This is a genomic window from Bradyrhizobium sp. CCBAU 11386 (genome assembly GCF_028128955.1).
Classification (GTDB): domain Bacteria; phylum Pseudomonadota; class Alphaproteobacteria; order Rhizobiales; family Xanthobacteraceae; genus Bradyrhizobium.
This window is the reverse complement of sequence record NZ_LBKA01000241.1, coordinates 77,574-103,304: the sequence shown is the minus strand read 5'-3', so window position 1 is coordinate 103,304 and position 25,731 is coordinate 77,574. Positions and strand designations below refer to the sequence as shown.

The 25,731-nt window shown below is 66.0% G+C and carries 18 protein-coding genes and 2 pseudogenes; 14 read left to right on the top strand and 6 right to left on the bottom strand.

The features are described from left to right. The first annotated feature begins 137 nt into the window (after nucleotides 1-137). The 4 genes from XI09_RS27210 (at nucleotide 138) to glyS (ending at nucleotide 4,614) form a co-directional block, all read left to right on the top strand. Nucleotides 138-1,046: a S49 family peptidase gene (locus XI09_RS27210; protein WP_271569576.1), complete on the top strand. Its 909-nt coding sequence runs from the start codon at nucleotides 138-140 to the stop codon at nucleotides 1,044-1,046. Nucleotides 1,047-1,162: 116 nt separating this feature from the next. Further along, the gene (locus XI09_RS27205; protein ID WP_027543611.1) at nucleotides 1,163-1,354 is read left to right on the top strand and encodes a hypothetical protein; all 192 of its coding nucleotides are present in this window, start codon (nucleotides 1,163-1,165) and stop codon (nucleotides 1,352-1,354) included. Nucleotides 1,355-1,552: 198 nt separating this feature from the next. Then, nucleotides 1,553-2,488 (top strand): glycine--tRNA ligase subunit alpha, encoded by a 936-nt coding sequence (locus XI09_RS27200; RefSeq protein ID WP_271569575.1) that lies wholly within the window; start codon nucleotides 1,553-1,555, stop codon nucleotides 2,486-2,488. Beyond that, entirely contained in the window at nucleotides 2,488-4,614 is a 2,127-nt protein-coding gene (gene glyS, locus XI09_RS27195) for a glycine--tRNA ligase subunit beta (RefSeq protein ID WP_271569574.1), read from the top strand. Before XI09_RS27200 ends, glyS begins: the two co-directional genes overlap by 1 nt. 333 nt (nucleotides 4,615-4,947) lie before the next feature. Here glyS and XI09_RS27190 read toward each other — a convergent pair whose 3' ends face one another. Beyond that, nucleotides 4,948-5,301, bottom strand: coding sequence for a DUF1236 domain-containing protein (locus XI09_RS27190; RefSeq protein WP_271569573.1), 354 nt, complete (start codon nucleotides 5,299-5,301; stop codon nucleotides 4,948-4,950). A gap of 224 nt (nucleotides 5,302-5,525) precedes the next feature. Between XI09_RS27190 and XI09_RS27185 the strand changes: the two genes are divergently transcribed. The 3 genes from XI09_RS27185 to XI09_RS27175 all read left to right on the top strand — a co-directional run bounded on the left by XI09_RS27185 (nucleotide 5,526) and on the right by XI09_RS27175 (nucleotide 10,624). After that, the gene (locus XI09_RS27185; protein ID WP_074077234.1) at nucleotides 5,526-5,681 is read left to right on the top strand and encodes a DUF3096 domain-containing protein; all 156 of its coding nucleotides are present in this window, start codon (nucleotides 5,526-5,528) and stop codon (nucleotides 5,679-5,681) included. 96 nt (nucleotides 5,682-5,777) lie between these two features. Continuing rightward, on the top strand, nucleotides 5,778-8,726 hold the full coding sequence (gene ppdK, locus XI09_RS27180) for a pyruvate, phosphate dikinase (RefSeq protein ID WP_271569572.1): 2,949 nt from the start codon (nucleotides 5,778-5,780) through the stop codon (nucleotides 8,724-8,726). Nucleotides 8,727-9,169: 443 nt separating this feature from the next. After that, entirely contained in the window at nucleotides 9,170-10,624 is a 1,455-nt protein-coding gene (locus XI09_RS27175) for a cell wall hydrolase (RefSeq protein ID WP_271569571.1), read from the top strand. A 124-nt stretch (nucleotides 10,625-10,748) separates the two neighbouring features. Here XI09_RS27175 and nadC read toward each other — a convergent pair whose 3' ends face one another. The 3 genes from nadC to nadA all read right to left on the bottom strand — a co-directional run bounded on the left by nadC (nucleotide 10,749) and on the right by nadA (nucleotide 14,566). Next, nucleotides 10,749-11,627 carry a carboxylating nicotinate-nucleotide diphosphorylase gene (gene nadC / locus XI09_RS27170; RefSeq protein ID WP_271569570.1) on the bottom strand — a complete coding sequence of 293 codons (879 nt, stop codon included), beginning with the start codon at nucleotides 11,625-11,627 and terminating at the stop codon, nucleotides 10,749-10,751. Between the two features lie 11 nt (nucleotides 11,628-11,638). Beyond that, complete coding sequence (locus tag XI09_RS27165) at nucleotides 11,639-13,249, bottom strand: L-aspartate oxidase (protein WP_271569569.1); 1,611 nt, start codon at nucleotides 13,247-13,249, stop codon at nucleotides 11,639-11,641. Nucleotides 13,250-13,447: 198 nt separating this feature from the next. Further along, nucleotides 13,448-14,566, bottom strand: coding sequence for a quinolinate synthase NadA (gene nadA, locus XI09_RS27160; RefSeq protein ID WP_271569568.1), 1,119 nt, complete (start codon nucleotides 14,564-14,566; stop codon nucleotides 13,448-13,450). Between the two features lie 341 nt (nucleotides 14,567-14,907). On the opposite strand from nadA, the gene XI09_RS27155 reads away from it, so the two are divergent. From XI09_RS27155 to XI09_RS27130, 6 genes and pseudogenes are all read left to right on the top strand, one after another. Further along, nucleotides 14,908-16,161 carry an MFS transporter gene (locus tag XI09_RS27155; protein ID WP_271569567.1) on the top strand — a complete coding sequence of 418 codons (1,254 nt, stop codon included), beginning with the start codon at nucleotides 14,908-14,910 and terminating at the stop codon, nucleotides 16,159-16,161. Nucleotides 16,162-16,201: 40 nt separating this feature from the next. Beyond that, complete coding sequence (gene acuI, locus XI09_RS27150; RefSeq protein WP_271569566.1) at nucleotides 16,202-17,188, top strand: acrylyl-CoA reductase (NADPH); 987 nt, start codon at nucleotides 16,202-16,204, stop codon at nucleotides 17,186-17,188. Between the two features lie 112 nt (nucleotides 17,189-17,300). Beyond that, entirely contained in the window at nucleotides 17,301-17,900 is a 600-nt protein-coding gene (locus XI09_RS27145) for a hypothetical protein (RefSeq protein ID WP_135179127.1), read from the top strand. Nucleotides 17,901-18,062: 162 nt separating this feature from the next. Continuing rightward, nucleotides 18,063-18,296 (top strand): DUF6894 family protein, encoded by a 234-nt coding sequence (locus tag XI09_RS27140; RefSeq protein WP_092187665.1) that lies wholly within the window; start codon nucleotides 18,063-18,065, stop codon nucleotides 18,294-18,296. 952 nt (nucleotides 18,297-19,248) lie between these two features. Then, nucleotides 19,249-20,271 (top strand): annotated as a pseudogene (locus XI09_RS46240) (methyl-accepting chemotaxis protein); the annotation flags it as partial. 138 nt (nucleotides 20,272-20,409) lie between these two features. After that, a pseudogene (locus tag XI09_RS27130) lies at nucleotides 20,410-20,868 on the top strand (methyl-accepting chemotaxis protein); the annotation flags it as partial. Between the two features lie 51 nt (nucleotides 20,869-20,919). On the opposite strand, the gene XI09_RS27125 reads toward XI09_RS27130, so the two are convergent. Further along, complete coding sequence (locus XI09_RS27125; RefSeq protein WP_271569563.1) at nucleotides 20,920-21,168, bottom strand: hypothetical protein; 249 nt, start codon at nucleotides 21,166-21,168, stop codon at nucleotides 20,920-20,922. Here XI09_RS27125 and XI09_RS27120 point away from each other — a divergent pair. Next, on the top strand, nucleotides 21,143-22,831 hold the full coding sequence (locus tag XI09_RS27120) for a methyl-accepting chemotaxis protein (RefSeq protein ID WP_271569562.1): 1,689 nt from the start codon (nucleotides 21,143-21,145) through the stop codon (nucleotides 22,829-22,831). The genes XI09_RS27125 and XI09_RS27120 overlap by 26 nt on opposite strands. 170 nt (nucleotides 22,832-23,001) lie before the next feature. On the opposite strand, the gene XI09_RS27115 is transcribed toward XI09_RS27120, so the two are convergent. Continuing rightward, on the bottom strand, nucleotides 23,002-25,698 hold the full coding sequence (locus XI09_RS27115) for a DUF2339 domain-containing protein (protein ID WP_271569561.1): 2,697 nt from the start codon (nucleotides 25,696-25,698) through the stop codon (nucleotides 23,002-23,004). Nucleotides 25,699-25,731: the final 33 nt, after the last annotated feature.

Here is a 25,731-nt window from a genome sequence, read left to right as displayed (position 1 = left end):
CATCAACAGCAGATAGATCTTCATGACGTTTCCTCCGCTGCTTCATTGCAGCTTCCCAACGGGAAATCTGCAAAACACGTTCCAGGCACTTCCAATGACAGTCGCGTGATAAGAAATGGTTAATCAGGGGTAACGGCATGGCCGAACAATTGAACGATCGTGAGAGTTCCGGCCTGGCCGACAAGCTCATGCAATATCTGCCGGCGCGCTTTCGTCCGGGCACGGCGGTGGTGCCGGTGGTGCGGCTGTCAGGCGTGATCGGCGCGGTGACGCCGCTGCGCCCGGGCATGTCGCTCGCAGGCGTCGCGCGGGTGCTGGAGCGGGCCTTCTCGATGCGGAACGCCAAGGCGGTGGCGCTGGTGATCAATTCGCCCGGCGGCTCGCCGGTGCAGTCGCGCCAGATCTACCTGCGCATCAAGCAGCTCGCGGCGGAGAAGAAGCTGCCGGTGCTGGTGTTTGTCGAGGACGTCGCGGCCTCCGGCGGTTACATGATCGCTTGCGCCGGCGACGAGATCTTCTGCGATCCGTCCTCGATCCTCGGCTCGATCGGCGTGGTCGGCGGCAGTTTTGGTTTCCAGGACGCGATCAGGCGGCTCGGCATCGAGCGGCGGCTCTACACGGCCGGCGCGCACAAGGCGATGCTCGATCCGTTCCTGCCCGAAAACCCCGACGACGTCGCCAAGCTGAAGGCGATCCAGCGCGAGATCCATCAGATCTTCATTTCGCTGGTGAAGGAGAGCCGCGGCGCGCGGCTGAAGGGCGACGACGACACCCTGTTCACCGGTGAATACTGGGCCGGCGAGAGTTCGGTCGGGCTGGGGCTCGCCGACGGCATCGGCGATCTCCGCTCAACTCTTCGTGCCCGCTATGGTGAGAAGGTTCTCACCCCCGTGATCGCGCAGCCGACCGGGCTGCTGTCCGGCCTTTTGGGGCGCAAATCGCCCGGCGCGGGCCAGCTTTCGGCCCTGGAATCAATGGCCGGGCTGCCGGACGAGCTGATCTCGGCGGTCGAAACGCGAGCGATTTGGGCGAAATTCGGGTTCTAGGGCGCGGCCTCCCGCGCCATTTGGTCCCAAGGAGACTTGAAGCCGAGCCAATTGCGGCGCGGCCCGGTCTGCGCAAGAATGTGCGTGGGGGCTGAGCACTAGACAAGGATCGACAGATGCCGCCGTTCGTCGCTTTCGCGGGCGTCCTGGGCGGGCTTGCCGTGGTCCGCTGGGCCTACAAGACCGCTGTCCGGATCAACCAGGAGCTGGAGGAGATGCGCCTCTCACGCGTCGCCGAAGCCGCCCATATGGGGGAAATCCGGACGCTGAAACAGGATCCGGTGACCGGAGCTTATCGGCCGGGTTAGTTGCCGCAGTCGTCATGCCCGGGCTTGTCCCGGGCATCCACGTTCTTCGTGCGGCGACAAGACCGTGGATGCCCGGGACAAGCCCGGCCATGACGGAGTATGGGGCCGCTTTCCGGGCCCCTTCGCCTTGATTCCCATCCCCGCCGTCGATACGGTCCCGCGCGATTCAAAACCCCCCCGCGAGAGCCTGATCTGACGATGGACGCCTCATTGCCCGCCCATATGCGCCCGGAACGCTCGTTCCAGGGCTTCATCCTCGCGCTCCAGCGGTTCTGGGCCGAGCAGGGCTGCGTGATCTTGCAGCCCTACGACATGGAGATGGGCGCGGGTACCTTCCATCCGGCGACCACCCTTCGCGCGCTCGGGCCAAAACCCTGGAACGCGGCCTATGTGCAGCCCTCGCGGCGGCCCAAGGACGGCCGCTACGGCGAGAACCCGAACCGGATGCAGCACTACTACCAGTTCCAGGTGATCATGAAGCCGTCGCCGCCGAACCTTCAGGAGCTGTACCTGAAGTCGCTAGCCGCGATCGGCATCGATTCCGCCGTGCACGACATCCGTTTCGTCGAGGACGACTGGGAGAGCCCGACACTCGGTGCCTGGGGCCTCGGCTGGGAATGCTGGTGCGACGGCATGGAAGTCTCCCAGTTCACCTATTTCCAGCAGGTCGCGGGCTTCGAATGCGCGCCGGTCGCGGGCGAGCTCACCTACGGGCTCGAGCGCCTCGCGATGTATGTGCAGGGCGTCGACCGCGTCTACGACCTCAACTTCAACGGCCGCGACGGCGACGCCAAGGTCACCTATGGCGACGTCTTCCTCCAGGCCGAGCGGGAATATTCGCGGCACAATTTCGAAGTCGCCGACACCGCGATGCTGTTCGAGCAGTTCAAGATGGCGGAAGCCGCCTGCAGGAATTATCTCGACGCGGGCTGGCGCGAGGGAAACCGGAAAGAGCATTTGATGGCGCTGCCCGCCTACGACCAGTGCATCAAGGCGAGCCATGTCTTCAACCTGCTCGATGCGCGCGGCGTGATCTCCGTGACGGAGCGGCAGAGCTACATTCTTCGCGTGCGCGAGCTGGCCAAGGCCTGCGGCGAGGCCTGGATCCATACTGAAGCGGGCGGAGTGGCTTGATGCCCGATCTTTTGCTTGAACTGTTCTCGGAAGAAATCCCCGCGCGCATGCACGCCAAGGCGGCCGACGATCTGCGCCGCATGGTCACCGACAAGCTCGTCGCCGAAGGCCTGGTCTATGAAGGCGCGAAAGCCTTCGCGACGCCGCGCCGCCTCGCGCTCACCGTGCACGGAATCCCTGCGCGCCAGCCCGACCTGAAGACCGAACGCCGCGGACCGAAAATGGGCGCGCCCGATGCGGCCGTGCAGGGTTTTCTGAAAGCGACAGGGTTGAAGTCGCTGGATGAGGCCAAGATCCAGCGCGACCCGAAGGGCGACTTCTACATCGCGCTGATCGAGAAGCCCGGCCGCGACGCGATCGACGTGCTCGCCGAGATTCTGCCGGTGATCATCCGTACCTTCCCCTGGCCGAAGTCGATGCGCTGGGGCGCGCGTTCCGGAAAACCCGGCTCGCTGAACTGGGTGCGTCCGCTGCACGCGATCACCGCGACGTTTGGGCTCGAGACCGAAGAGCCTGATGTCGTGCCGTTCTCGGTGGACGGCATCGAAGCCGGCCAGACCACCTACGGCCATCGCTTCCTCGCACCGGCCGCGATTCAGGTGCGCCGCTTCGAGGACTACGAAGCCAAGCTGCTGGACGCGAAGGTCGTGCTCGATCCGGAGCGCCGCAAGGACGCGATCCTCACCGACGCCAAGCAGCTGGCGTTCGCGCAGGGGTTTGATCTCGTCGAGGACCAGAACCTGCTCGACGAGGTCGCCGGCCTCGTCGAATGGCCGGTCGTGCTGATGGGCTCGTTCGAGCCGGAATTTCTGGCGACGCCCGCGGAAGTGATCCGTGCCACCATCCGCAACAACCAGAAGTGCTTTGTCGTCAGCGACCCCAAGAGCACTGACAAGGCCGGGAAGCTCGCCAACAAGTTCATCCTGGTGGCCAACATCGAGGCGACCGATGGCGGCAAGACCATTATCGCCGGCAACGAGCGCGTCATCCGCGCGCGCCTGTCGGATGCGAAATTCTTCTACGAGACGGACCTGAAGACCAAGCTCGAGGACCGGCTGCCGAAGTTCGAGCAGATCGTGTTTCACGAGAAGCTCGGGACGCAGGCTGCGCGCATCAAGCGCATCGAGCGGCTTGCCGCGGAGGTCGCGCCGCTGGTCGGCGCCGATGTCGGCAAGGCGACGCGCGCTGCGCATCTGGCAAAGGCGGATCTGCTGACTGAAGTCGTCGGCGAATTCCCTGAAGTGCAGGGCCTGATGGGCAAGTACTACGGGCTGGCGCAGGGCGAGGATGCTTCCGTCGCCGCCGCCTGCGAGGAGCATTACAAGCCGCAAGGCCCCGCCGATCGGGTGCCGGCCGATCCGGTCAGCGTTGCGGTGGCGCTCGCGGACAAGCTCGATACGCTGGTCGGGTTCTGGGCGATCGACGAGAAGCCGACGGGCAGCAAGGACCCGTATGCACTGCGAAGAGCTGCGCTCGGTGTGATCCGCCTCGTCGCCGAGAATGCACTTCGTCTCTCGTTATTGAAGGTGGCTGAGTCCGCAATCGCTGGATTGCGTGAAGTTGGTACTCCGTACGCGCTCGTCGATCACTACAAGGTTCCGAGTGATCTCCTGGCCTTCTTCGCCGACCGCCTGAAGGTCCAGCTCCGCGAGCAGGGCGCGCGGCACGATCTCGTCGATGCCGTGTTCGCGCTCGGCGGCCAGGACGATCTCCTGATGATCGTCCGCCGCGTCGAGGCGCTCGGCAAGTTCCTCGAATCGGACGACGGCAAGAACCTGCTCGCCGGCACCAAGCGCGCCGGCAACATCCTCTCGATCGAGGAGAAGAAGGACAAGCGCACGTTCGACGGTGCGCCGGATGCTGCGCTCTATGGCCTCGGCGAGGAGAAGGCGCTGGCCAAGGCGATCGGCGAGGTGCAGGCGGAAGCAAGTGCTGCCGTCGCCAAGGAGGACTTTGCCGCCGCGATGAGTGCGATGGCGAAGCTGCGCCCGCCGGTGGATGCGTTCTTCGACAAGGTCCGCGTCAACGACGACGATCCGAAAGTGCGCGAGAATCGCCTGAAGCTGCTCAACGAGATCCGCAGCGCCACGCGCGCGGTCGCGGATTTTTCGAAGATCCAGGATTGAGGCGCGGCCGCGCGGCAAACACCACTGTCATTCCGGGGCGCGCGACCTGTCCGCCGAAGAGCGAAGGCGGAAGCGCGAGCCCGGAATCCATTCATCGTCACGCTCTGCGGCCCCATGGATTCCGGGCCCACGCCTTTGGCGTGTCCCGGAATGACGACTACTGCTGAAGATGAAAAAGCCCCACCCGGTGGGGGGAGACCGGGCGGGGCCTGATGTCCGCTACTCAGCTCTACGCGTCAGCCTGATTTGACGCGCCGGACATCGAGTTGTGCAGAGCGTTTTCGAGCGAAGTGGATACCGGGTCGCACAAGGAAAACGCGTCCAAACAAGAGTCTAGTCCAGCACCTCGACGATGCGCCGCGAGCGCGGCTCGACCAGCACGGTCTCGCCGTTCACGACGGTGTAGCGATAGGTGGTGGCGCCGAAACGTTGCGGCACGTCATAATAGGTCACGCCGGCCTCGGGTAAGGTGGCTCCGACCACCACGCGATCCGGAATGCGGAAGGCCGGCACACGTTGTTCGACGACATAGTCGCGGAAGGCTGGCCGCTGTTCGACCGCAATCGTCGGGCCGCCGTCGACCACGACGGGCGCGCGTCCAACCGTAATGCCTGTTTGCGCCTGTGCCGAGATCGGCGCACCGAGCGCGACGCCAAGCGCGGCGAGAGCGAGAATCCTGTTCCGCATGGGCAACTCCTTCGACATGATTTTAGCCGGCGCCAGTGGCGCGACCGGTTGCCAATGCTGCGACGCGCGCGATGTTCCGGAAAATGCCTTGCCGCATTCGCGGCATTTTTGGGCAGTTTTCGCGAAGCCCGGAACTCGTGCGCCCCCTAGTGCGTCTCTACCCGCGGAACCGGGTCCGCTATGATCCGCCCGCGATTCGCCCCACCTCCACGGAAAGATAATTCATGCACATCACCGTCGCCCACATTTCGCCGATCCTGTCGTTGATTGCGGGCGTGCTCATCCTGATCATGCCGCGGCTTCTCAACCTCATCGTCGCGATCTTTCTCATCATAAATGGTGCGATTGGGCTCGGATTGTTGAAGTGGCTCCATCTCTAGGCCTTCATTTTCCGGAACTCTTCGACTTGCGCGGGCCTGTCCAAAGTGGTGTAAGGCGCGCGATTTCCCATTCCTCTCGCAGGTTGTGTGCAAGCTATGGCCAAAGCCGCCTCGAAGCCTAAGAAAATCCCAGCGAAATCAAAGTCCTCCGCCAAGGCGAAAGCCGCGCCGGCGGCCCGCAAGGCGCTTCCCAAGAGCGCCCCGAAGCCAGTTGCCAAGCCCGTGGCCAAGCCGGCTGCGAAGCCCGCCGCCAAGTCTGTCGTAAAGGCTGTCTCAAAGGCTGCAACCAAGCCGGTTGCGCCGAAGCTCGCCGCCAAGGTCGCTCTGAAGCCGGCACCGAGCAAGGCCGCGCCAGCTGCAGCCAAGGCCGGCAAATGGGTGTTCACGTTCGGCGACGGCAAGGCCGAGGGCCGGACGGAGATGCGCGACCTGCTCGGCGGCAAGGGCGCCAACCTCGCCGAGATGGCCAATCTCGGCCTGCCGGTGCCTCCCGGTTTCACCATCCCGACCTCGGTCTGCACCTACTTCTACGCACACGGCAAGACCTACCCGAAGGAGTTGCAGTCGCAGGTTGAGAAGGCGCTTGACCATGTCGGCAAGTTGACCGGCAAGGTGTTCGGCGACACCAAGAACCCGCTGCTCGTCTCCGTGCGCTCCGGCGCACGCGCCTCGATGCCGGGCATGATGGACACCGTGCTCAATCTCGGCCTCAACGACGAGACCGTGGAAGCGCTCTCGGAACTGTCCGGCGACCGCCGCTTCGCCTACGACAGCTATCGCCGCTTCATCACCATGTATTCCGACGTGGTGCTCGGTTTCGAGCATCATCACTTCGAGGAAATCCTCGACACCTTCAAGGACAGCCAGGGCTACACGCTCGACACCGACCTGTCGGCGGAGGACTGGGTCGAGCTGGTCGGCAAGTACAAGGACGCGGTCGCCCGCGAGACCGGGAAGGACTTCCCGCAGGATCCGCACGACCAGCTCTGGGGCGCGATCGGTGCTGTGTTTTCATCCTGGATGAACGCACGCGCGGTGACCTACCGCAAGCTGCACGACATTCCGGAATCCTGGGGCACCGCGGTCAACGTGCAGGCCATGGTGTTCGGCAACATGGGCGATACGTCGGCGACCGGCGTCGCCTTCACGCGCAACCCCTCGACCGGCGAGAGCAAGCTCTACGGCGAGTTCCTGATCAACGCGCAAGGCGAGGACGTGGTGGCGGGCATCCGCACGCCGCAGGACATCACCGAGGAAGCGCGGAAAGAGTCGGGCTCCGACAAGGCGTCGATGGAAGCGGCGATGCCGGAGGCCTTCAAGGAACTGACGCGGATCTACACGCTGCTCGAGAAGCACTACCGCGACATGCAGGACATGGAGTTCACGGTCGAGCAGGGCAAGCTGTGGATGCTCCAGACCCGCGGCGGCAAGCGCACCGCCAAGGCGGCGCTGCGCATCGCGGTCGAGCTCGCCAATGAGGGCCTGATCACCAAGAAGGAAGCGGTGATGCGGATCGATCCCGCTTCGCTCGACCAGCTGCTGCATCCGGCCATCGATCCCGGCGCCAAGCGCGATGTGATTGCGACCGGCCTGCCGGCATCCCCGGGTGCTGCCTCCGGCGAGATCGTGTTCTCCTCGGACGAAGCGGCCAAGCTTCAGGCCGACGGGCGCAAGGTGATTCTGGTCCGCATCGAGACCAGCCCGGAAGACATCCACGGCATGCACGCCGCCGAAGGCATCCTCACCACACGCGGCGGCATGACCTCGCACGCGGCGGTCGTCGCACGCGGCATGGGCAAGCCCTGCGTCTCCGGTTGCGGCACCATCCGCGTCGACTACGGCCGCGGCACCATGAGCATCGGCTCGCGCACCTTCAAGACCGGCGACGTCATCACCATCGACGGCTCGCTCGGTCAGGTGCTCGCCGGCCGCATGCCGATGATCGAGCCGGAGCTGTCCGGCGAGTTCGGCACGCTGATGAAGTGGGCCGACCAGGTCCGCAAGATCGGCGTCCGCGTCAATGGCGATACGCCGGAAGACGCCCGCACCGCGATCAAGTTCGGCGCGGAAGGCATCGGCCTGTGCCGCACCGAGCACATGTTCTTCGAGGAGACGCGCATCCGCACGGTGCGCGAGATGATCCTCTCGGAGGACGAGCAGTCGCGCCGCGCCGCGCTCGCCAAGCTGTTGCCGATGCAGCGTGCCGACTTCGTCGAGCTGTTCGAGATCATGAAGGGCCTGCCCGTCACGATCCGGCTTTTGGATCCTCCCCTCCATGAATTCCTGCCGCACACCCACGCCGAGGTCGAGGAAGTGGCGCGCGCCATGAACACCGACCCGCGGCGCCTGGCCGACCGCGCGCGCGAGCTGTCGGAGTTCAACCCGATGCTCGGCTTCCGCGGCTGCCGTATCGCGATCGCCTACCCTGAGATCGCAGAGATGCAGGCGCGCGCGATCTTCGAGGCTGCGGTCGAGGCCGAGAAGCGCACCGGCAAGGCCGTGGGCCTCGAGGTGATGGTGCCGCTGATCGCCACCAAGATGGAGCTCGACCTCGTCAAGGCGCGCATCGACGCCACCGCACAGGCCGTGATGCGCGACACCAACACCAAGCTCGCCTATCAGGTCGGCACCATGATCGAGCTGCCGCGCGCCTGTCTGCTCGCGGCCGAGATCGCGGAGAGCGCCGAGTTCTTCTCGTTCGGCACCAACGATCTGACGCAGACCACCTACGGCATCAGCCGCGACGATGCCGCAAGCTTCCTCGGCACCTACGTGTCCAAGGGCATCCTTCCGATCGATCCCTTCGTCGCGCTCGATCAGGAAGGCGTCGGCGAGCTGGTCAAGATCGGCGTCGCGCGCGGCCGCAAGACACGGCCCTCGCTCAAGGTCGGCATCTGCGGCGAGCACGGCGGCGATCCCGCGTCCGTCGCCTTCTGCCACAATATCGGCCTCGACTACGTCTCCTGCTCGCCCTACCGCGTGCCGATCGCCCGCCTCGCCGCGGCGCAAGCCGCGCTCGGCAAGGCGGTCGCGAGCCAGGCGTAAGGCGGAGCGCAGGATTGAGTTGAGAGAGGCGGGGCTTTGGCCCCGCCTCTTTCATTTTGAGCGGCACTCTCGCGACATCGTCATTGCGAGCGCAGCGAAGCAATCCAGAATCCCTCCGCGGCGGCAGTCTGGATTGCTTCGCTGCGCTCGCAATGACGAGTCTGTTGCAACAGTGGGAACTCATCACGCGTCCCGTAATGATACGTGCGCGCAAGAGTTCCTTCACCATTCGCGTTGACCCGATGTTTACCGCTTTACGTGGGGCGGCATTTACCAATGCGCATCATTGCCCCGTGAAAACACTTGCGATCGCTTGAGTGTGCCCAGCGCGCAACGCCGATTAACGCCCCGGCAACCTAAATTGGATACTTACGAGAAAGATCGAATTGCACGGATGTACTGCGGTTCGATTTTTCGGGCGTAAGCGTAGCGTGAGCGTATCGATGTCAGTGTTGCGTAACCATCCGAAGGGCGCGCGGTTCGCGTCCTTCGGCATCGGTCTCTGCATCTTCGCATTGATGCCGAGAGAGACCGGCTATCAGGATATTGCCTCGCTGCTGGCGCGTCAGCCCGGCGTCGCCGAGCGTTGGCAGAAGCAGGTGTATTCCGCGGCGTCCTCGATCCAGCTCGCCACCTACAGCTTTTCCCGCCCCATCGGCACCTCGGTTCCGCAGAGCGCGATGGTTCGCCTCGCAAGCCTCGACGGCCGCGACGTCACCGGCGCGATCAGCCGCAATCCGGCGCTTCAAGCGCCGCCGCGCTACCAGGCCGCCGACTTTCCCAAGGTCGATCGCTCCATGAAGGGCGATCGCCTCGCGATCGTGACACCGACGACGTCTCCCGACGCTGCCGCACCGGCCGCAGCACCCGCGCAGGAAGATCCCGCGACGTCGAACAGCTCGGTGTTTGGCGCCAAGACCGCCGCGTTGCCGCAAGCGATGTCGCCGGAGTCCGCGGCCGCGCTCGACCCCGAGCTCCAGGAAGCGCTTCGCGCGCCGCCGCTGCCGCAATATGCCAATCCGCCGAAGGCCAGCGACCTCGCGCGCTCGTTCGCGGTTCAGCCGCTGGAGGCGCTGAAGCGGGCTACCGCGCCGGCCGCGCCTGCCCGCGATCCCTTCAGCGTCAAGACCTCGAACCTGTTCTTCGGCAGTTCCTCGCTCGGCGGCAATCTCGAGAGCATCGAGAGCTGGCAGCCCGGCGCCGAGCCGCTGATCGTGATGCCCGACCCCGACATGAAGGTGACGGCCTCGCTGTCGCCGCCGACCGAGGAGATCGCCAAGGACATCGAGAGCGGCGAGAGCGTCGCGCCGAAGGGCGAGGTCAACGCCGACAACCAGCGCGCCAGGTCGCCGGCGGAACGGCTCGCGCTCGACGACAAGTCGCGCGCGAAATCCGAGAAGTGCCTGGCCGAAGCCGTCTATTTCGAATCCCGCGGCGAGGCCGTGCGCGGCCAGATAGCCGTCGCGCAGGTGGTGATGAACCGCGTGTTCTCCGGCAAATATCCTGATACGGTGTGCGGAGCGGTCTATCAGAACAAGCACCGCCATCTCGCCTGCCAGTTCACCTTTGCCTGCGACAACAATGCCGACGTGATCCGCGAGCCCGAGATGTGGGAGCGGGCCAAGAAGATCGCGAAGGCGATGCTCGACGGCCAGATCTGGCTGCCCGAGGTCGGCAAGTCCACGCATTACCACGCCTATTGGGTGCGCCCGTCCTGGGTCGCCGAGATGAAGAAGATGTACAAGACCGGCGTGCACACCTTCTATCGCCCGCGCGCCTGGGGCGACGGCAGCGAGGAACCGAGCTGGGGTTCCCCGGCCCAGACCGCCGCGCTCTCCGCCGAACTCGCGCAGCAAGCCAAGAGCTCCGCCGAGATGGGCGCGACCGAGCGGCGGTAGTCATTCCCAGAAGTTCGTCATGCCCGGGCTTGTCCCGGGCATCCACGTTCTTCGCGCTGTGCGGCAACACGTGGATGGCCGGGACAAGCCCGGCCATGACGTCGTGGAGGCATTGGCGCCCCGATCACGCCTCGATATCCAGGGCACAGTCGAAGTTCGGCGCGGAATGCGTCAGTGCGCCGGAGGACGCGTAGTCGACGCCTGTTGCCGCGATCGCGGCGATCGAGTCCAGCGTGACGCCGCCGGATGCTTCCAGTGCGACGCGGCCTTCCGTGATCCTCACCGCCTCGCGCAGCGTCGCAAGGTCCATGTTGTCGAGCAGCACGGCGTCAGCCATCCTCGTGTCCAGCACCTCGCGCAATTGCGCCAGCGTATCGACCTCGATCTCGATCTTGACGAGATGGCCGGCGTGCGCACGCGCGCGCTCCAGCACGGGGCGGATGCCGCCGGCGACCGCGATGTGGTTGTCCTTGATCAGGATCGCATCGTCGAGGCCGAAGCGGTGGTTGAATCCGCCGCCGCAGCGCACCGCGTATTTCTCCAGTGCGCGCAATCCCGGCGTGGTTTTTCGCGTGCAGCAGATCCGCATCCTGGTGCCTTCGGTGCGCGCGACATAGTCCGCCGTCAACGTCGCAACGCCCGACAGCCGGCCGACGAAATTCAGTGCGGTCCGCTCCGCGGTGAGAATGGCGCGAGCGGGGCCCGAGATCGTCAGCACATGCTGTCCTCGGGCCACGCGGGCGGCATCCCGGACATGCGCCCGCAGCTCGATGTCGGGCGACAGCTTTTGCAGCGTCGCCAGCGCCAGCGGCAGGCCGGCGATCACGCCGGACTGGCGCGCGACCAGGATCGCCTGTGCCTTCGTTGCTTCTGGTATCGTTGCCAGCGAGGTGATGTCGCCGGCGCGGCCGAGGTCCTCGTCGAGCGCACGGTGCACGGCTTCATCGATCGCGAGGGGCGAGAGGAAGGCGTCGGGATAGAGCAGGGATGTCGGGGTGATCATAAGGGACTCCATCAGGCGATCACGGGTTGCGCAATGCGCGGCAGCGGACGCTCGCTCAGGCTCTCCGCGGCTTCGTGTGCTGCGGCGAGGGTGGTCATCGTTCTCCGGGCCAGCGCGGGGACATCGGCCGGATGGTCGATGCGGAAATGCGCGCCGCGGCTCTCGCGCCGCATCCAGGCCGCAGCGGCGACGAGCAGGGCTGATGTCGCCATGTTGCGGACAGCCATGCTCGTTGCGTCACGTTCGAGCGCGGCGAAGCTGCGCACGGCCTCCGCAATCCCGTCACTGTGACGGATGACGCCGACATGCGCGCTCATCATCGCGCGCAGCCGCTTCACGGCCGCAGCATCCGGCGTGCCGCCGCGCGGCGTCACCAACGCGTCGGGGAGGTGGGCAGGCGAGGGGATCGCGCGGCTGGCGATGTCGTCGGCGATGCGCGCGGCATAGACCACTGCCTCCAGCAGCGAATTCGAGGCGAGGCGGTTGGCGCCATGCGCACCGGTGGAGGACACCTCGCCGCCGGCCCAGAGCCCGTCGATCGAGCTGCGGCCGTGCGGGTCCACCGCGATGCCGCCCATGTGGTAGTGCGCGGCCGGCGCGATCGGGATGGCCTGCGTGGCGGGATCGATGCCGGCGGCGATGCAGCTCGCATGCACGGTCGGGAATTTGTCGGCGAAACGCGCGCCCAGCGCCTGCCGCGCGTCGAGGAACGCGCCGCGCCCGGCCGCGATCTCGGCGAACACGCCGCGGGCCACGATGTCGCGCGGCGCGAGTTCGGCGAGCGGATGACGCGTCAGCATGAAACGCTCGCCATGGCCGTTGATCAGCGTCGCCCCTTCGCCGCGCAGCGCCTCCGTCGCAAGCGGTGCCGGATCGCGGCCGACCATGATGGCGGTGGGGTGGAATTGCACGAATTCAGGATCGGCGATCACGGCGCCGGCGCGCGCGGCGATCGCGAGGCCCGATCCGCTCGCTTCAAACGGATTGGTGGTGACGGCATAGAGATGGCCGAGGCCGCCGGTCGCGAGCACCACCGCGCGTGAGGCGAGCAGGACCGGCGGGGCGGCAGGATTGCCGGCCGCGCGCAATTGAAGGCCGGCAACAGCGCCGTCTTCCGTCAACAGTGCTTCGGCGACGAAACCTTCGATCAGCCGGATCGACGGCGTCCGGCGCACGGCCTCGCCCAGCGCCGCGATGATCGCTGCGCCCGCGCCGTCGCCGCGCACATGCACGATGCGGCGCGCCGAATGCGCGGCTTCCCGCCCCACCGCGAGCCTGCCTTCGAGATCGCGGTCGAACGGCACGCCATAAGCGAGCAGGTCATGGATGCGCGGCACAGCCTCGCGAGCGATCCCAAGCGCGACTGCTTCGTCGACGAGGCCGCCGCCGACGGCAATCGTGTCCGCGGCATGGGCTTCCGGCGTATCGCCCTCGGCCACCGCCGCGGCGATGCCGCCTTGCGCCCATGCGGACGATGCACCCTGTCCGAGCGGTGCCGCCGAGATCAGCGTCACCGGCCGCGGCGCGAGCTTCAGCGCGCAAAACAGACCGGCAAGGCCGCCGCCGACGATGACGACGTCGTCGGTGGCGCGGGTGAGGTTCGGGATGTTGTTTGTTGTCATGGCTTTCTCCAAGCTCTCAACCGTCGTCCCGGCCTAGCGCGCAATTGCGCGCGGGGGGCCGGGACCCATAACCCCGGCTGTGAGTTGTTGCGGCAAGCTGGAGCTGCCAGCGTGCCAATACCCACGTCCTGTGGTTATGGGTCCCGGATCGGCGCGCGCTTTGGGCGCGCTTGTCCGGGACGACGGTTGTGTGTGTTGCTAGTTCCTCAGATTGATCATCCGCTCGACCGATCGTCGCGCGCGCATCGCGAGCGCGGGATCGATCGTGACCTCCTCGCGCAGCGTCAGCAGGCTCTCCAGAATGTTGGCGAGCGTGATGCGCTTCATGTGCGGGCAGAGATTGCACGGACGCAGCATCTCCACGTCAGGCAGCTCGGCGCGCACATTGTCGGCCATCGAGCATTCCGTGATCATCACCAGCCGCCGCGGCCGCTTTGCGCGCACCCAGTTGATCATGTGCGCGGTCGAGCCGGTGAAGTCGGCCTCCGCCAGAACGTCCGGCGGGCATTCGGGATGGGCGATGATCTGAACGGAGGGATCGGCCTCGCGAAGCCCGCGCAGCTCCGCGCCGGTGAAGCGCTCATGCACCTCGCAGGCGCCCTTCCAGGCGATGATCTTCACGTCGGTCTTCGAGGCCACGTAGGTCGCGAGATAGCGGTCGGGCAGGAAGATCACGCTCGGCGCATTCAGGCTCTCGACCACCTGCACCGCGTTCGACGAGGTGCAGCAGATGTCCACCTCGGCCTTCACCTCCGCCGACGTGTTGACATAGGCGACGACGGGAACGCCGGGAAATTTTTCCCGGAGCAGACGAACGTCGGCGCCGGTGATGCTGGCGGCAAGCGAGCAGCCGGCGCGGGAGTCCGGGATCAGCACCGTCTTGTCCGGGTTGAGCAGTTTCGAGGTCTCCGCCATGAAGTGCACGCCGCACTGGACGATGATTCCGGCCTTCACCTTGGTGGCTTCGACGGCGAGCTGGAGCGAATCGCCGCCGATGTCGGCAACGCAGTGGAAGATCTCCGGGGCCTGGTAGTTGTGCGCGAGGATCACCGCGCCCCGCGCCTGCTTCAGCTCGTTGATCGCCTTGATCGTCGGCGCCATCACCGGCCACTCGATCGGCGGGATCACGTGCTTCACGCGCTCATAGAGAGGCGCGGTGGCGCGCTCGACCTCATCGGTCCATTGCAGCGAGGGCATCGGCAGTGTGGATCCCGGCCGCGCCGGCGCGGCGCGCGGGGAGGTCGTGACCTGGTTGGTGGCTTGGCCCTGCGGCCGGCTCGTGAAGTCGTCAGGGCCGTAAAGTCCAGTAATCGGCATCGAAGCCTCCCGTGCATGGTTATTATACTCAAATTGAGTATATATGGAGCCTGAGAAATCCGGCCGAGAGGCCGGGTCGTATGTCATCAGCACTCCAATATGCTCAATCTGAGTAAATCTAAGATATCACGCATGGCCGGGCGTTGCTAGGCCTCCTCGCACACATTCTCGTCAAGTCGCACTCACTGCGCCGGACCAGGTCTGGTTGAAACGCAATGCTCCCGCGGCAGCCCTTCGTAGAACGCAACCATTTTTGACTTGGGATGTTCATGCACTTGCATTAAACGGGCTGGCCTGTGGCTGCCTATTCCGGATCCGCCAACGAGAACATGAGGAACACCATGTCGACACAAGCGGGCGAGCTCGGACCGGTCTCGCGTTCCTCCACCTGGCGCACGCCGGCCTTCATCATCCTCTGCGGCTGCGCCATCGGCATGCTCGGCTTCGGCCCGCGCTCGGCGCTCGGCTTCTTCGTGCAGCCGATGAGCCATGAGTTCGCCTGGGGCCGTGACGTGTTTGGCCTCGCCATCGCCGTGCAGAACCTGTTGTGGGGATTGGGCCAGCCCCTCGCCGGCGCGGTCGCCGATCGCTTCGGCCTGTTCCGGGTGATGTGCGGCGGCGCGCTGCTCTATGCCGGCGGACTGCTCCTGATGCGCTATTCCTCGACGCCGCTGTCACTGAATCTCGGTGCAGGCGTGATGGTCGGCTTTGGTCTCGCCGGCTGCTCGTTCAACCTGGTGCTGTCGGCGTTCAGCAAGCTGTTGCCGGCCGAGAAGCGCGGCCTCGCGCTCGGCGCCGGCACGGCGGCGGGCTCGTTTGGACAGTTCCTGTTCGCGCCGATCGGCGTCGCGCTGATCGACAATTTCGGCTGGCAGCAGGCGCTCAGCGTGTTCGGCTTCCTGATGCTGCTGATCATTCCGCTGTCGCTGGCGCTCTCGACGCCGCCGGTCGCAAGCACGGCAAACGCGGCGCCAGCGGATGAGCAGACCTTCATGAAGGCGCTCGCGGAAGCCTTTGGCCATCGCTCCTATGTGCTGCTGGTGCTCGGCTTCTTCACCTGCGGCTTCCAGCTTGCCTTCATCACGGTGCATCTGCCGGCGTTCCTGGTCGATCGCGGCATCTCGACGCAAACCGGCGGCTGGGTGATCGCGGCGATCGGTCTTTTCAACATCATCGGCTCGCTCAGCGTCGGTTATCTCCAGAACTCGCTGCCCAAGCGCTACATCCTCTCGACCATCTACTTCACCCGCGCGCTTGCGACGCTGGCCTTCATCTCGTTCCCGATCACGCCGTTCTCGGCGATCGCGTTCGGTGCGATCTCCGGCCTGACCTGGCTGTCGACGGTGCCGCCGACCTCGGCGCTGGTGGCGCTGATGTTCGGCACGCGCTGGCTCGCGACGCTCTATGGCTTCGCCTTCGTCAGCCATCAGGTCGGCGGCTTCCTCGGCGTCTGGCTCGGCGGCATCGTGTTCGAGCGGTTCGGTTCCTACACGCCGATCTGGTGGCTCTCGATTCTGTTCGGCGTGCTGTCCGCACTGATCAATCTTCCGATCGTGGAGAAACCCGTCGAGCGGGCGGTTGCGCAGCCTGCCTGATCGGCTAAACATCCCCTGAAACAAGTCAGGGAGTTCAGCCGTGGCCACATTCAAGGCGATCCGGATCGACAAGGCGGACAAGGGCACCACCGCGCAGCTTACGCAGTTCGACGAAGCCGAGCTGATGGAGGGCGACGTCACCGTCGGCGTCGAATGGTCGACGCTGAACTACAAGGACGGCCTTGCGCTCACCGGCAAGGCGCCGGTGGTGCGCCGGTTCCCGATGATCGCCGGCATCGACTTTGCCGGCACGGTCGAGCAGTCCTCGCATCCGCAGTGGAAGGCGGGCGACAAGGTCGTCTGCACCGGCTGGGGCATGGGCGAGACCCATCTCGGCGCCTACGCCGAGAAGGCACGGGTGAAGGGTGACTGGCTGGTCGCCCTGCCGCAGGGCCTGTCGGCGCGCGACGCCATGGCAATCGGCACTGCCGGTTTTACCGCAATGCTCTCGGTGCTGGCGCTGGAGAAGCACGGCCTGTCGCCGAAGAGCGGTCCCGTGGTGGTGACGGGCGCGGCCGGCGGCGTCGGCTCGGTCGCGACCGCCGTGCTGTCCAAGCTCGGCTATCACGTCATCGCCTCGACCGGCCGCACCTCGGAGGCCGACTACCTCAAGCAGCTCGGCGCCGCCGAGATCATCGACCGCAACGAATTGTCGGCGCCGGCCAAGCCGCTCGCCAAGGAGCGCTGGGCGGGCGGCGTCGACAGCGTCGGCTCGACCACGCTCGCCAACCTCTTGTCGATGACGAAGTACGGCGGCGCGATCGCGGCGTGCGGCCTTGCCGCCGGCATGGACCTGCCGTCTTCCGTCGCGCCTTTCATTTTGCGCGGAGTGTGCCTTCTCGGCATCGATTCCGTGATGTGCCCGATCGAGCCCAGGAAGGCCGCCTGGCAGCGTCTGGCGTCCGATCTGGATCGGTCGAAACTATCTGAAATTACTCACGAAATCCCGCTCGCCGAGGTTTCCGAATGGGGCGCGAAAATCCTGTCCGGCCAGGTCCGCGGCCGGATCGTGGTAAAAATTGTCTAACGGCGTTCAGACTTTACCAACCAAGCTGCTTCAATGTCGCCATGGTTAGTATGGTAAGCAGCGGGTAAAGAGATAAGGCATCGCCCGCGCTGGGGTTGGTTCGGAGTTGAGCATGCTTGCGCGTATTGTGTTGGGGGCTGTCACGGCGGCAGCGACGTTTGCGCCGGCCATTGCTGGAAGCATGAATGCCGACGAGGCGCGCCGCTTCGTCGCCGGCAAGGTGTTCGCTTTCACCTGTTTCGACGGCACCCGCGGCGCAGGCCGCATCCTGGACGACCTCGGCGCCGCCGGCGCCGTGCAGTTCTCGGGTGCAGGCCCGGTCAAGCATCTCCGCCTGCCCGGCAACACGCTCCAGATCCGCGGCCAGAACGTCTGCGCCTCGATCAAGGGAATTCCGTTCGAGCCCTGCTTCAACCTGGAAAAGACCGACGATCGCAGCTTCCGCGGTTCGGTGTCGGGCATGGGCTTCGCCTATTGCGACTTCCACCATCAGGGCGGCAACCAGATGCTGATGGCGCGTGCGGTCGCGCGTCCGCGTTCGCTGCGCTCCTCCGAGCACACCGGGTCGGTCGCCACCTCGAACACCGAAGTCGCCGCGCGCGTCGAGACCCCGCGTGTCGAGAGCGGCCGGCTCGAGCCGGTGAAGTCGGAAGCAAAGTCCGAGCCCGCCAGGAACGAGGGTCCGCTGGAGCTGCGCCGCTCGACCCAGTGAGCGGCTGCGCGGGGCCGTCCGCGCATTTTCTCGTTGAAGACGACCATCGAACACGAAGCCGCCGCGCCGTAGTCATACGGACGGCGGCTTTCATGCGTTGGTAGCTGTTCGCGCCCAGTTTGCGTACGGCCGGGGGGTGCGGCCCTAACCAAGGGTTCAACGATGTCGCTGTACTTCTTCCGCATCAGTACCGGTCGCTATTCCGGCGCCGCCGATCAGCCGTACGAGTTCGAGGATCGCGCAGCCGCGTGGACCGAGATGACCGAGGTCTGCGCCAATCTGCTAGGCGGCATCTCGCGCAGCCTGAAGCCGAACGCCGAGTGGTGCATGGAGCTGCTCGACGAGAACAAGAAGCCGGTCTTTCGCATCAGCCTCGTCGGTGAGGCGGTGAGCTGACACCATCCGCAAATGATGGCGTCGGCGTTAACGAACGCGAAGCATGCAAATCCGCGAAGCTTTATTTAGCTGCGCGTGAAACGTGTGGAAGTCCACAGATTTAAGCCGCGTTTTCAGTACTTCTACCTAAGACGCGAGGGCCCCGCTTAACGTTAATGACCAACCTGCCGGTTAGCCTTTCCGGGATGTTCACGCGCTTCGTCGCGGCAATCCGTATCCCGGGAATAGTTCGATGATGTTCATTCAGAATCTGCGAATTGGCACCAAGCTCGCCATCACCTCGGCACTGACCATCGGGCTCGTCGCGCTGATGATCTTTCTTCAGATGAGCGGTAGCACCGAAGCTCAGAAGCTTGGCACTGCGGCAACGCAACAGCAGACGATCGCGCAGAACGCAGCGGAGGCGAAGGCCTCGGTGCGCGGCATGCAGATCGGCATTCGCGACATCCTGACGTCCAGCTCCCCGGCCGAGGTGCAGAAGGCCGTTACCTATTTCAACGACCGGCAGACGGCGGCCCTGAAATTCTCGGGCGAAATGGCGCGGCTCTCGCATTCGCCCGAAAACCACAAGCGGATCGATCGGCTGACCACGCTGATCGGCAATTTCAGCAAGGGCGAGCAACAGATCGAAGGCATCCGCAAGCAGGAGCTTGCGCTCGACGGGAAGAAGGACGGCGAAGCGGCGGCGCAGCTGGCAAAACTCGTGGCCGAGGTGGACCGCATCCGCAAGGGGACGCTGGCGCCGATCAACGAAGAGATTTCCGAGCTGACCAATCAGATCATCGACTTCGCCAAGGAGAAGAGCGTCGAGGCGCGCGCGGAGGCGGAAGCCGAGGCGGCGTCGGTTGCCCGGACGTCATTCGTCTCCGGCGTCCTGGTCGCGCTGGTCCTGATCGGCGCGTGCATCTTCTCCGTCTTCAGCATCGCACGGCCGATGCGCGCACTCACGGCAGCGATGGAGAAGCTCGCCGGCGGCGACTTTTCCGTGGTGCTGCCAGGCCTCGGCCGCAAGGACGAGGTTGGCGAGGTCGCCGGTGCCGTCGAGAAATTCAAGATCGTGTCCGAGCAGAAGGCGCGCGAGGAAGCGGAGGCCAAGATGCGGCAGGATCAGATCGCGGCCGAACAGCGCAAGGCCGAGATGCGCAGGCTCGCCGACAGCTTCGAAGGTGCCGTCGGCGAGATCGTCGGCACGGTGTCGTCAGCCTCGACCGAGCTCGAGGCGTCCGCCACGACCCTGACCTCGACCGCCGAGCGCACGCAACAGCTCACGACCGTGGTTGCAGCAGCCTCGGAGGAAGCCTCAACCAACGTGCAGTCGGTGGCATCGGCGACCGAGGAGCTGTCGTCTTCAATTACGGAGATCAGCCGGCAGGTGCAGGAATCCGCGCGTGTGGCAAGCGAGGCCGTCGGCCAGGCTCGCACCACGACCGAGCGCGTCAGCGAACTGTCCAAGGCCGCGACGCGGATCGGCGACGTGGTCGAGCTGATCAACACCATCGCGGGTCAGACCAACCTCCTGGCGCTCAACGCCACGATCGAGGCGGCGCGCGCAGGTGAGGCCGGCCGCGGCTTCGCTGTGGTGGCCTCCGAGGTCAAGGCGCTCGCCGAGCAGACCGCGAAGGCGACGGGCGAGATCGGCCAGCAGATCGCCAGCATCCAGACCGCGACCGAGCATTCGGTCGGCGCGATCAGGGACATCAGCGACACCATCGAGAAGCTGTCGGAGATTTCCTCGACCATCGCAGCCGCCGTCGAGGAGCAGGGCGCCGCGACGCAGGAGATCTCCCGCAACGTGCAGCAGGCGGCGGAGGGCACCCACCAGGTGTCATCCAACATCACCGACGTGCAGCGCGGTGCGAGCGAGACCGGTTCGGCGTCCTCGCAAGTGCTGTCCGCTGCGCAGATGTTGTCCGGTGACAGTAATCGTCTGAAGCTCGAGGTCGGCAAGTTCCTCGACACCGTGCGCGCCGCCTGACGGCGGCGCCCTTCAACAGATCTTTCTTGCAGCCGCCGCGCGTGACTGCACGGCGGTTGCGCGCGTTCGTACTTCGACGCGGTGATCGATATACGCAGGGTTAACCTTCCGGAAAAGCGACGCAGTCATGATGCCCGCCTGGCGCTGAACGCGACGATCGAGGCGGCGCGGGCGGGCGAAGCCGGCAAGGGCTTCGCGGTGGTCGCAACCGAAGTGAAGGCGCTCGCCGAGCAGACCGCGAAGGCCACGGGCGAGATCGGCCAGCACATCGGTGCGATCCAGGCCGCGACGGAGGACTCCGTCGGCGCGATCAAGGAGATCGGCGACACCATCGCGCGGATGTCGGAGATCTCGTCGACCATCGCGGCCGCGGTGGAGGAGCAGGGCGCCGCGACGCAGGAGATCTCCCGCAACATCCAGCATGCCGCGCACGGCACCTCCGAAGTCTCGGCGAATATCGGCGACGTCCAGCGCGGCGCCGGCGAGACCGGAGCCGCCTCGGCGCAGGTGCATTCGGCCGCGCAGTCGCTGTCGCAGAAAAGCAACCGGCTGAAGGGCGAGGTCGCGCGCTTCCTGGAATCGGTGCGGGCGGCGTGACGGCGTTGCGTTCGATGTTGCGATGCGTCAACCGTATCGCAACACGAGATATCAGTGCGGCCACAACAGATGGTTGCAGGGACAATAACGACGACGCGGGCGGTCGCGTAATTTTACGTAGGTTCCTGTTAACGCCTGTTTGCGATTATTAGGCGCAATCTCACGGGATAAGAACCAGCCAGCATCGATGAACTGACTTCCGCCCTGTCGTCCGTCGCGACGATTGCGGCGCAGGTGATTCACGCGTTGCTGGGTATCATCGGGATTTGTCGTGATGTCGAAGTTGTCGATCGTCTTCAAGCTTCTGGCCGTGCTGTCGGTCCTCGTGCTGTCACTCGCCGGCGTCGGCGTGACCGCGATCGGCACCATGCAGAACATCAATGCGCATACGGTCGAGATCGCGGAGAGCTGGTTGCCGAGCGTGCGCGCGCTCGGTTCGCTTCGCGCCGACATCAATGAGCTGCGCGTCGCGCTCCGTCTGCACCTGATGCAGGAAACCGCCGAAGGCAAGGACGCGGCCGAGAAGCGCCTCGCCTCGCTGCGCGAGCGCATCGAGAAGACCCGCAAGGTGTACGAGCCGCTGATCACCTCCGCCGAAGAGCGTTCGCTCTACGAGCAGTGGACCAAGGCATGGGCCGAGTATCTGAACGGCGTGCAGGACGTGATGGCGCTGTCGCGCAAGAGCGTCGGCCGTTTCCCCACCGAGGCCAACGAGCTGTTGCAGACCAAGGTCGCGAAGATGGCGCAAGCGGCCGACCCGCTGCTTCAGAAGGGCATCGAGCTCAACAACCGCGGCGCCGAGCTGGAAACCAAGCAGGCCGCCGACAGCTACGCCATGATCTTCCGCGTGCTGGTCGGCATCATCGTGTTCTCGGTCGTGATCGCGATCGCCGCCGCCTATTATCTGGTGCGCGACGTCTCGCGTGGCATTGCCTCGATCATCAAGCCGATGCAGTCGCTCGGCGAGGGCGACCTTTCGGCCGAGGTGCCGCATCGCGGCGAGAAGACCGAGATCGGTTCGATGGCGGATGCGCTCCAGATCTTCAAGGAAGCGCTGATCGCCAAGAAGGCCGCCGACGAGGCTGCTGCGGCCGACGCCGAAGCCAAGATCGAGCGCGGCCGCCGTGTCGATGCCATCACCCGCAAGTTCGAAGCCATGATCGGCGAAGTCGTCGGCACCGTCTCCTCGGCCTCGACCGAGCTCGAGGCGTCGGCATCGACGCTGACCAGCACCGCGCGGCGCGGACAGGAGCTCGCGACCGTCGTCGCGGCGGCCTCCGAGGAAGCCTCCACCAACGTCCAGGCCGTGGCCTCCGCCTCGGAGGAGCTGTCGTCCTCCATCACCGAGATCAGCCGCCGCGTGCAGGATTCGGCGCGGATGGCCGCGGAAGCCGTCGAGCAGGCGGCGCGGACCAACGAGCGCGTCAACGCGCTGTCGCAGGCCGCCTCCCGCATCGGCGACGTCGTCGAGCTCATCAACACCATCGCAGGCCAGACCAATTTGCTGGCGCTGAACGCGACCATCGAGGCGGCGCGCGCGGGCGAAGCCGGCCGCGGCTTTGCGGTCGTCGCTTCCGAGGTCAAGGCATTGGCCGAGCAGACCGCGAAGGCGACCGGCGAGATCGGGGCGCAGGTTTCGGGCATCCAGGCTGCAACGCAGGAATCCGTCAGCGCCATCCAGGAGATCGGCGGCACCATCGAGCGGCTGTCCGAAGTGTCCGCGGCGATTGCGGCCGCCGTCGAGGAGCAGGGCGCGGCCACGCAGGAGATCTCGCGCAACGTCCAGCAGGCCTCGGTCGGCACGCAGGAGGTCTCGGCGAACATCACCGACGTGCAGCGCGGTGCGATCGAGACCGGCGAGGCCTCGACCGAAGTGCTGTCGGCGGCGAAATCGCTGGCGACCGACAGCACGCGCCTCAAGGTCGAGGTCGCGCAGTTCCTGGATTCGGTCCGCGCGGCCTAGAAGCGTCGCGTGCTAGTGGTTCACCTCTCCCGTAGGGAGGTCGGATCGCGTCGAAGATGCGATCCGGGTGAGGGGTTACAGTCGCACTGAATGCTGCGGCCCCTCACCCGGATTGCTGCGCAATCCGACCTCTCCCCGCCGGGGAGAGGTGAAGCACCTCGCCCGACGTGTTACGTGCCCGTCTGTGGAGCCGGCGGCGGGGCCTGCCGCCGGAACAGGATGCGCTGGTAGAGCCATCCGATCGCGACCAGCACGACGCCGAGGCACATGAACGACAGCGCGCGGTAGACGCCTGTCAGCGTCGACATGTCGATGACGAAGGCCTTCAGGATCGTCAGCGCGATGACGGCGGCGGACGCAAGTCGCGCGCGTTCCGAGTTGACGAGGATGCCGACGCCGAGCAGCACCACGCCGAAGGCGAGCCAGCCGATCGAGTAGCTATATTGCTCGGCCCCCGTCGTCTCGCCGCTGGACAGGATCGGGCCGTGATAGAAGCGGCGGATCTCCAGCGTGACATAGGCGAGCGCGAACACGAGCGCGCCGCCCGCGATGGTGTTGGCATAGGCCTTGTCGCGATCGCCGACCACCGCATAGGACAGCGACAGCATCAGCACCGCCGGCAGCGCATAGCCGAGCAGCAGCAGGTTGAATACGGCGCCGCCGACGTCGATGCGCCATAGCAGCGGGTTCTCCAGGATCAGCAGGCCGAACACGCTGACGAGCCCGCCGATCGCCGTCAGCACGACCGCGCCGACATTGTGCACGATGCTGCGGCTGCGCAGCCGTAAGCGTTCCAGCCCGATCGCCATGGCGAACGCGATGCAGACCTGCAGCGCGCATTCGAGCAGCGAGGGCGCAGACGTCATCCGGCCGCCAGTCGCAAAGTGCCGGATCTCCATGAAGGCGAGCAGCGCAGTGAACAGGATCGCGGCGGCTTCCACGATGCGCAGCGGCGCGTCGTCGCCGCGGCGGCGCAGGAAGATGCTCGCCGCCCAGAACGACGCCGCAGGCAGGCCGTAGCCCCACAACAGCCAATTGAAGATAGGCGTCGTGCCGACGGCATCGCCGACGATGCGCGGATCGTAGACGATGCGCGCGGTGACGATCGCGGCGAAAATGGCCGCGAGCCGGCGCAGGACCGGGATCGGGCGCTGCAGCGAGATCCAGGCGGTGCCGAGCGACATCAGCGCCAGCGCGATGGTGAGCCAGCCCTTCTCCAGCGCGAAGGTCAGCGCCAGCGCGAGCGCGCCGAGCGTGCCGGTCGCGAACAGCGCAGTTGATATTGCGACGCCGGGCCGGGTCTCGCGCCGGGTGAGGGCTTCGGTCGCGGCACCGAAGGCGGCGGCGAGCAGCACCGCGAGGATCGCGAACGGGATCGAGCGGTCGAGATGGGCGATGCGCGCATAGAGCGCGACGAGGATCGCGATCGGCGTCGCAACCGCCGCCGCCGACCACACCACCGGAATGATCGCCGAGTTCGAACGGCCCTGAGCGAGGAAGCCGGCAATGCCGAAGCCGGCGGCGAAGATCGCGGCCGTCACCAGATGCAGCGTCACCGCGCTGTCGGTCGCGGCCGGTCCGATGCCGGGTATGGGGCCGCCCGGCAGCACCAGCATGTCAGGATTGGCGCGCACCGCCCATTCGGCGAACACGATGAAGACGGTCGCCGCGGCCGCGCCGAGCGCGCCGGTGGCCGCGGGGGCACGCCAGGCGACGAGAAGCGTCGCACCGACCAGAAGCGTGAAGGCGATCAGCGCCAGATCCGCATGCGCGCTCGACAGCACGATCAGCATCGCGCCGAACAGATAGGCGCCGAGCGAGCTCGACGACACCGGCTCGATCTCGCCGTCCTCGATCGTCGGGCCGAACATGAAGCCGCAGACGACGAGCAGCGCGGCGAGCACGAATCCCGCGATCACATGGAAGGCGTGCGGTGCGACCTGCAAGTCGCCCGCGTCGAGACCCGGGAAGATCCACAGCACGGCGAAGACGATCGTGGTCACGGCAAGCCAGCGCCACAGCCGGATACGGGCAAGGCCGAAGCTCGCGGCGGTGACGATCGCAAGATAGATGTAGAGCGCCCAATAGTCCGGCTTGCCGCTGGAGACGAGGAGCGGGGTCACGAACGCGCCGACCACACCGAGACCTGCAAGCGCGGGCCCGTGCAGCAGGGCGGCGGCAAGCGTGCCGAGCGCGACGAGGCCGAGTAGCACGAAGGCGGTCGCGGGCACGAGGAAGCCATAGAGCGCGTAGGCGGCATAGATGGTCGCGAACGCCACGGCCGTGCCGGCCGCGGTGAGGATCGCGGGAATGTTGGCGATCGGCAGCGCCGCGATGTTGGAGATGCTCTCCTTGCGCCGCGACCATTCGCCGGCGCCGAGCAGCGCCAGCGCGAACAGGCCGCCGAGGAACACGCGCACGCCTGGACCGACGAGGCCGGCCTCGATCGAATAGCGCACCATGAAGAAGCCGCCGAGCGCGAGCGCAAGGCCGCCGATCCATACCACCCAGCGCGTGCCGAGCCGTTCCTCGAAGCCGGGCGCCGGCGCAGGCAGCGGAGGCGGTGCATCGGCCCCAGTGTCCGCTTCGAGCGGTGGCGGCGAAGCCGCTTCGGTGACGAGCGGCGGCGGCGCCTCGGCTTCGGGCGCAAGCGGCGGTGGCTCGGCCGGAGTTGTTGCGGGCGCTTCAGCCTGCACCGGTGCGGGCATCTGCGGCGGCGGCTGCACCCGCCGTTGCGCGTAAAACATCTCTTCGAGCGAGCTCAGCCGGCGGCGCAGCTCGGCCGCCTGGCTGGAGGCCTTGATCGCGATCAGGAAGGCGACGATCGCAATGATCAGCGCAAAGACGTCAAACGGGCCGTCGAACATGAAGCCTCCAGGCAACCGGCGGGCAGGGGCCGA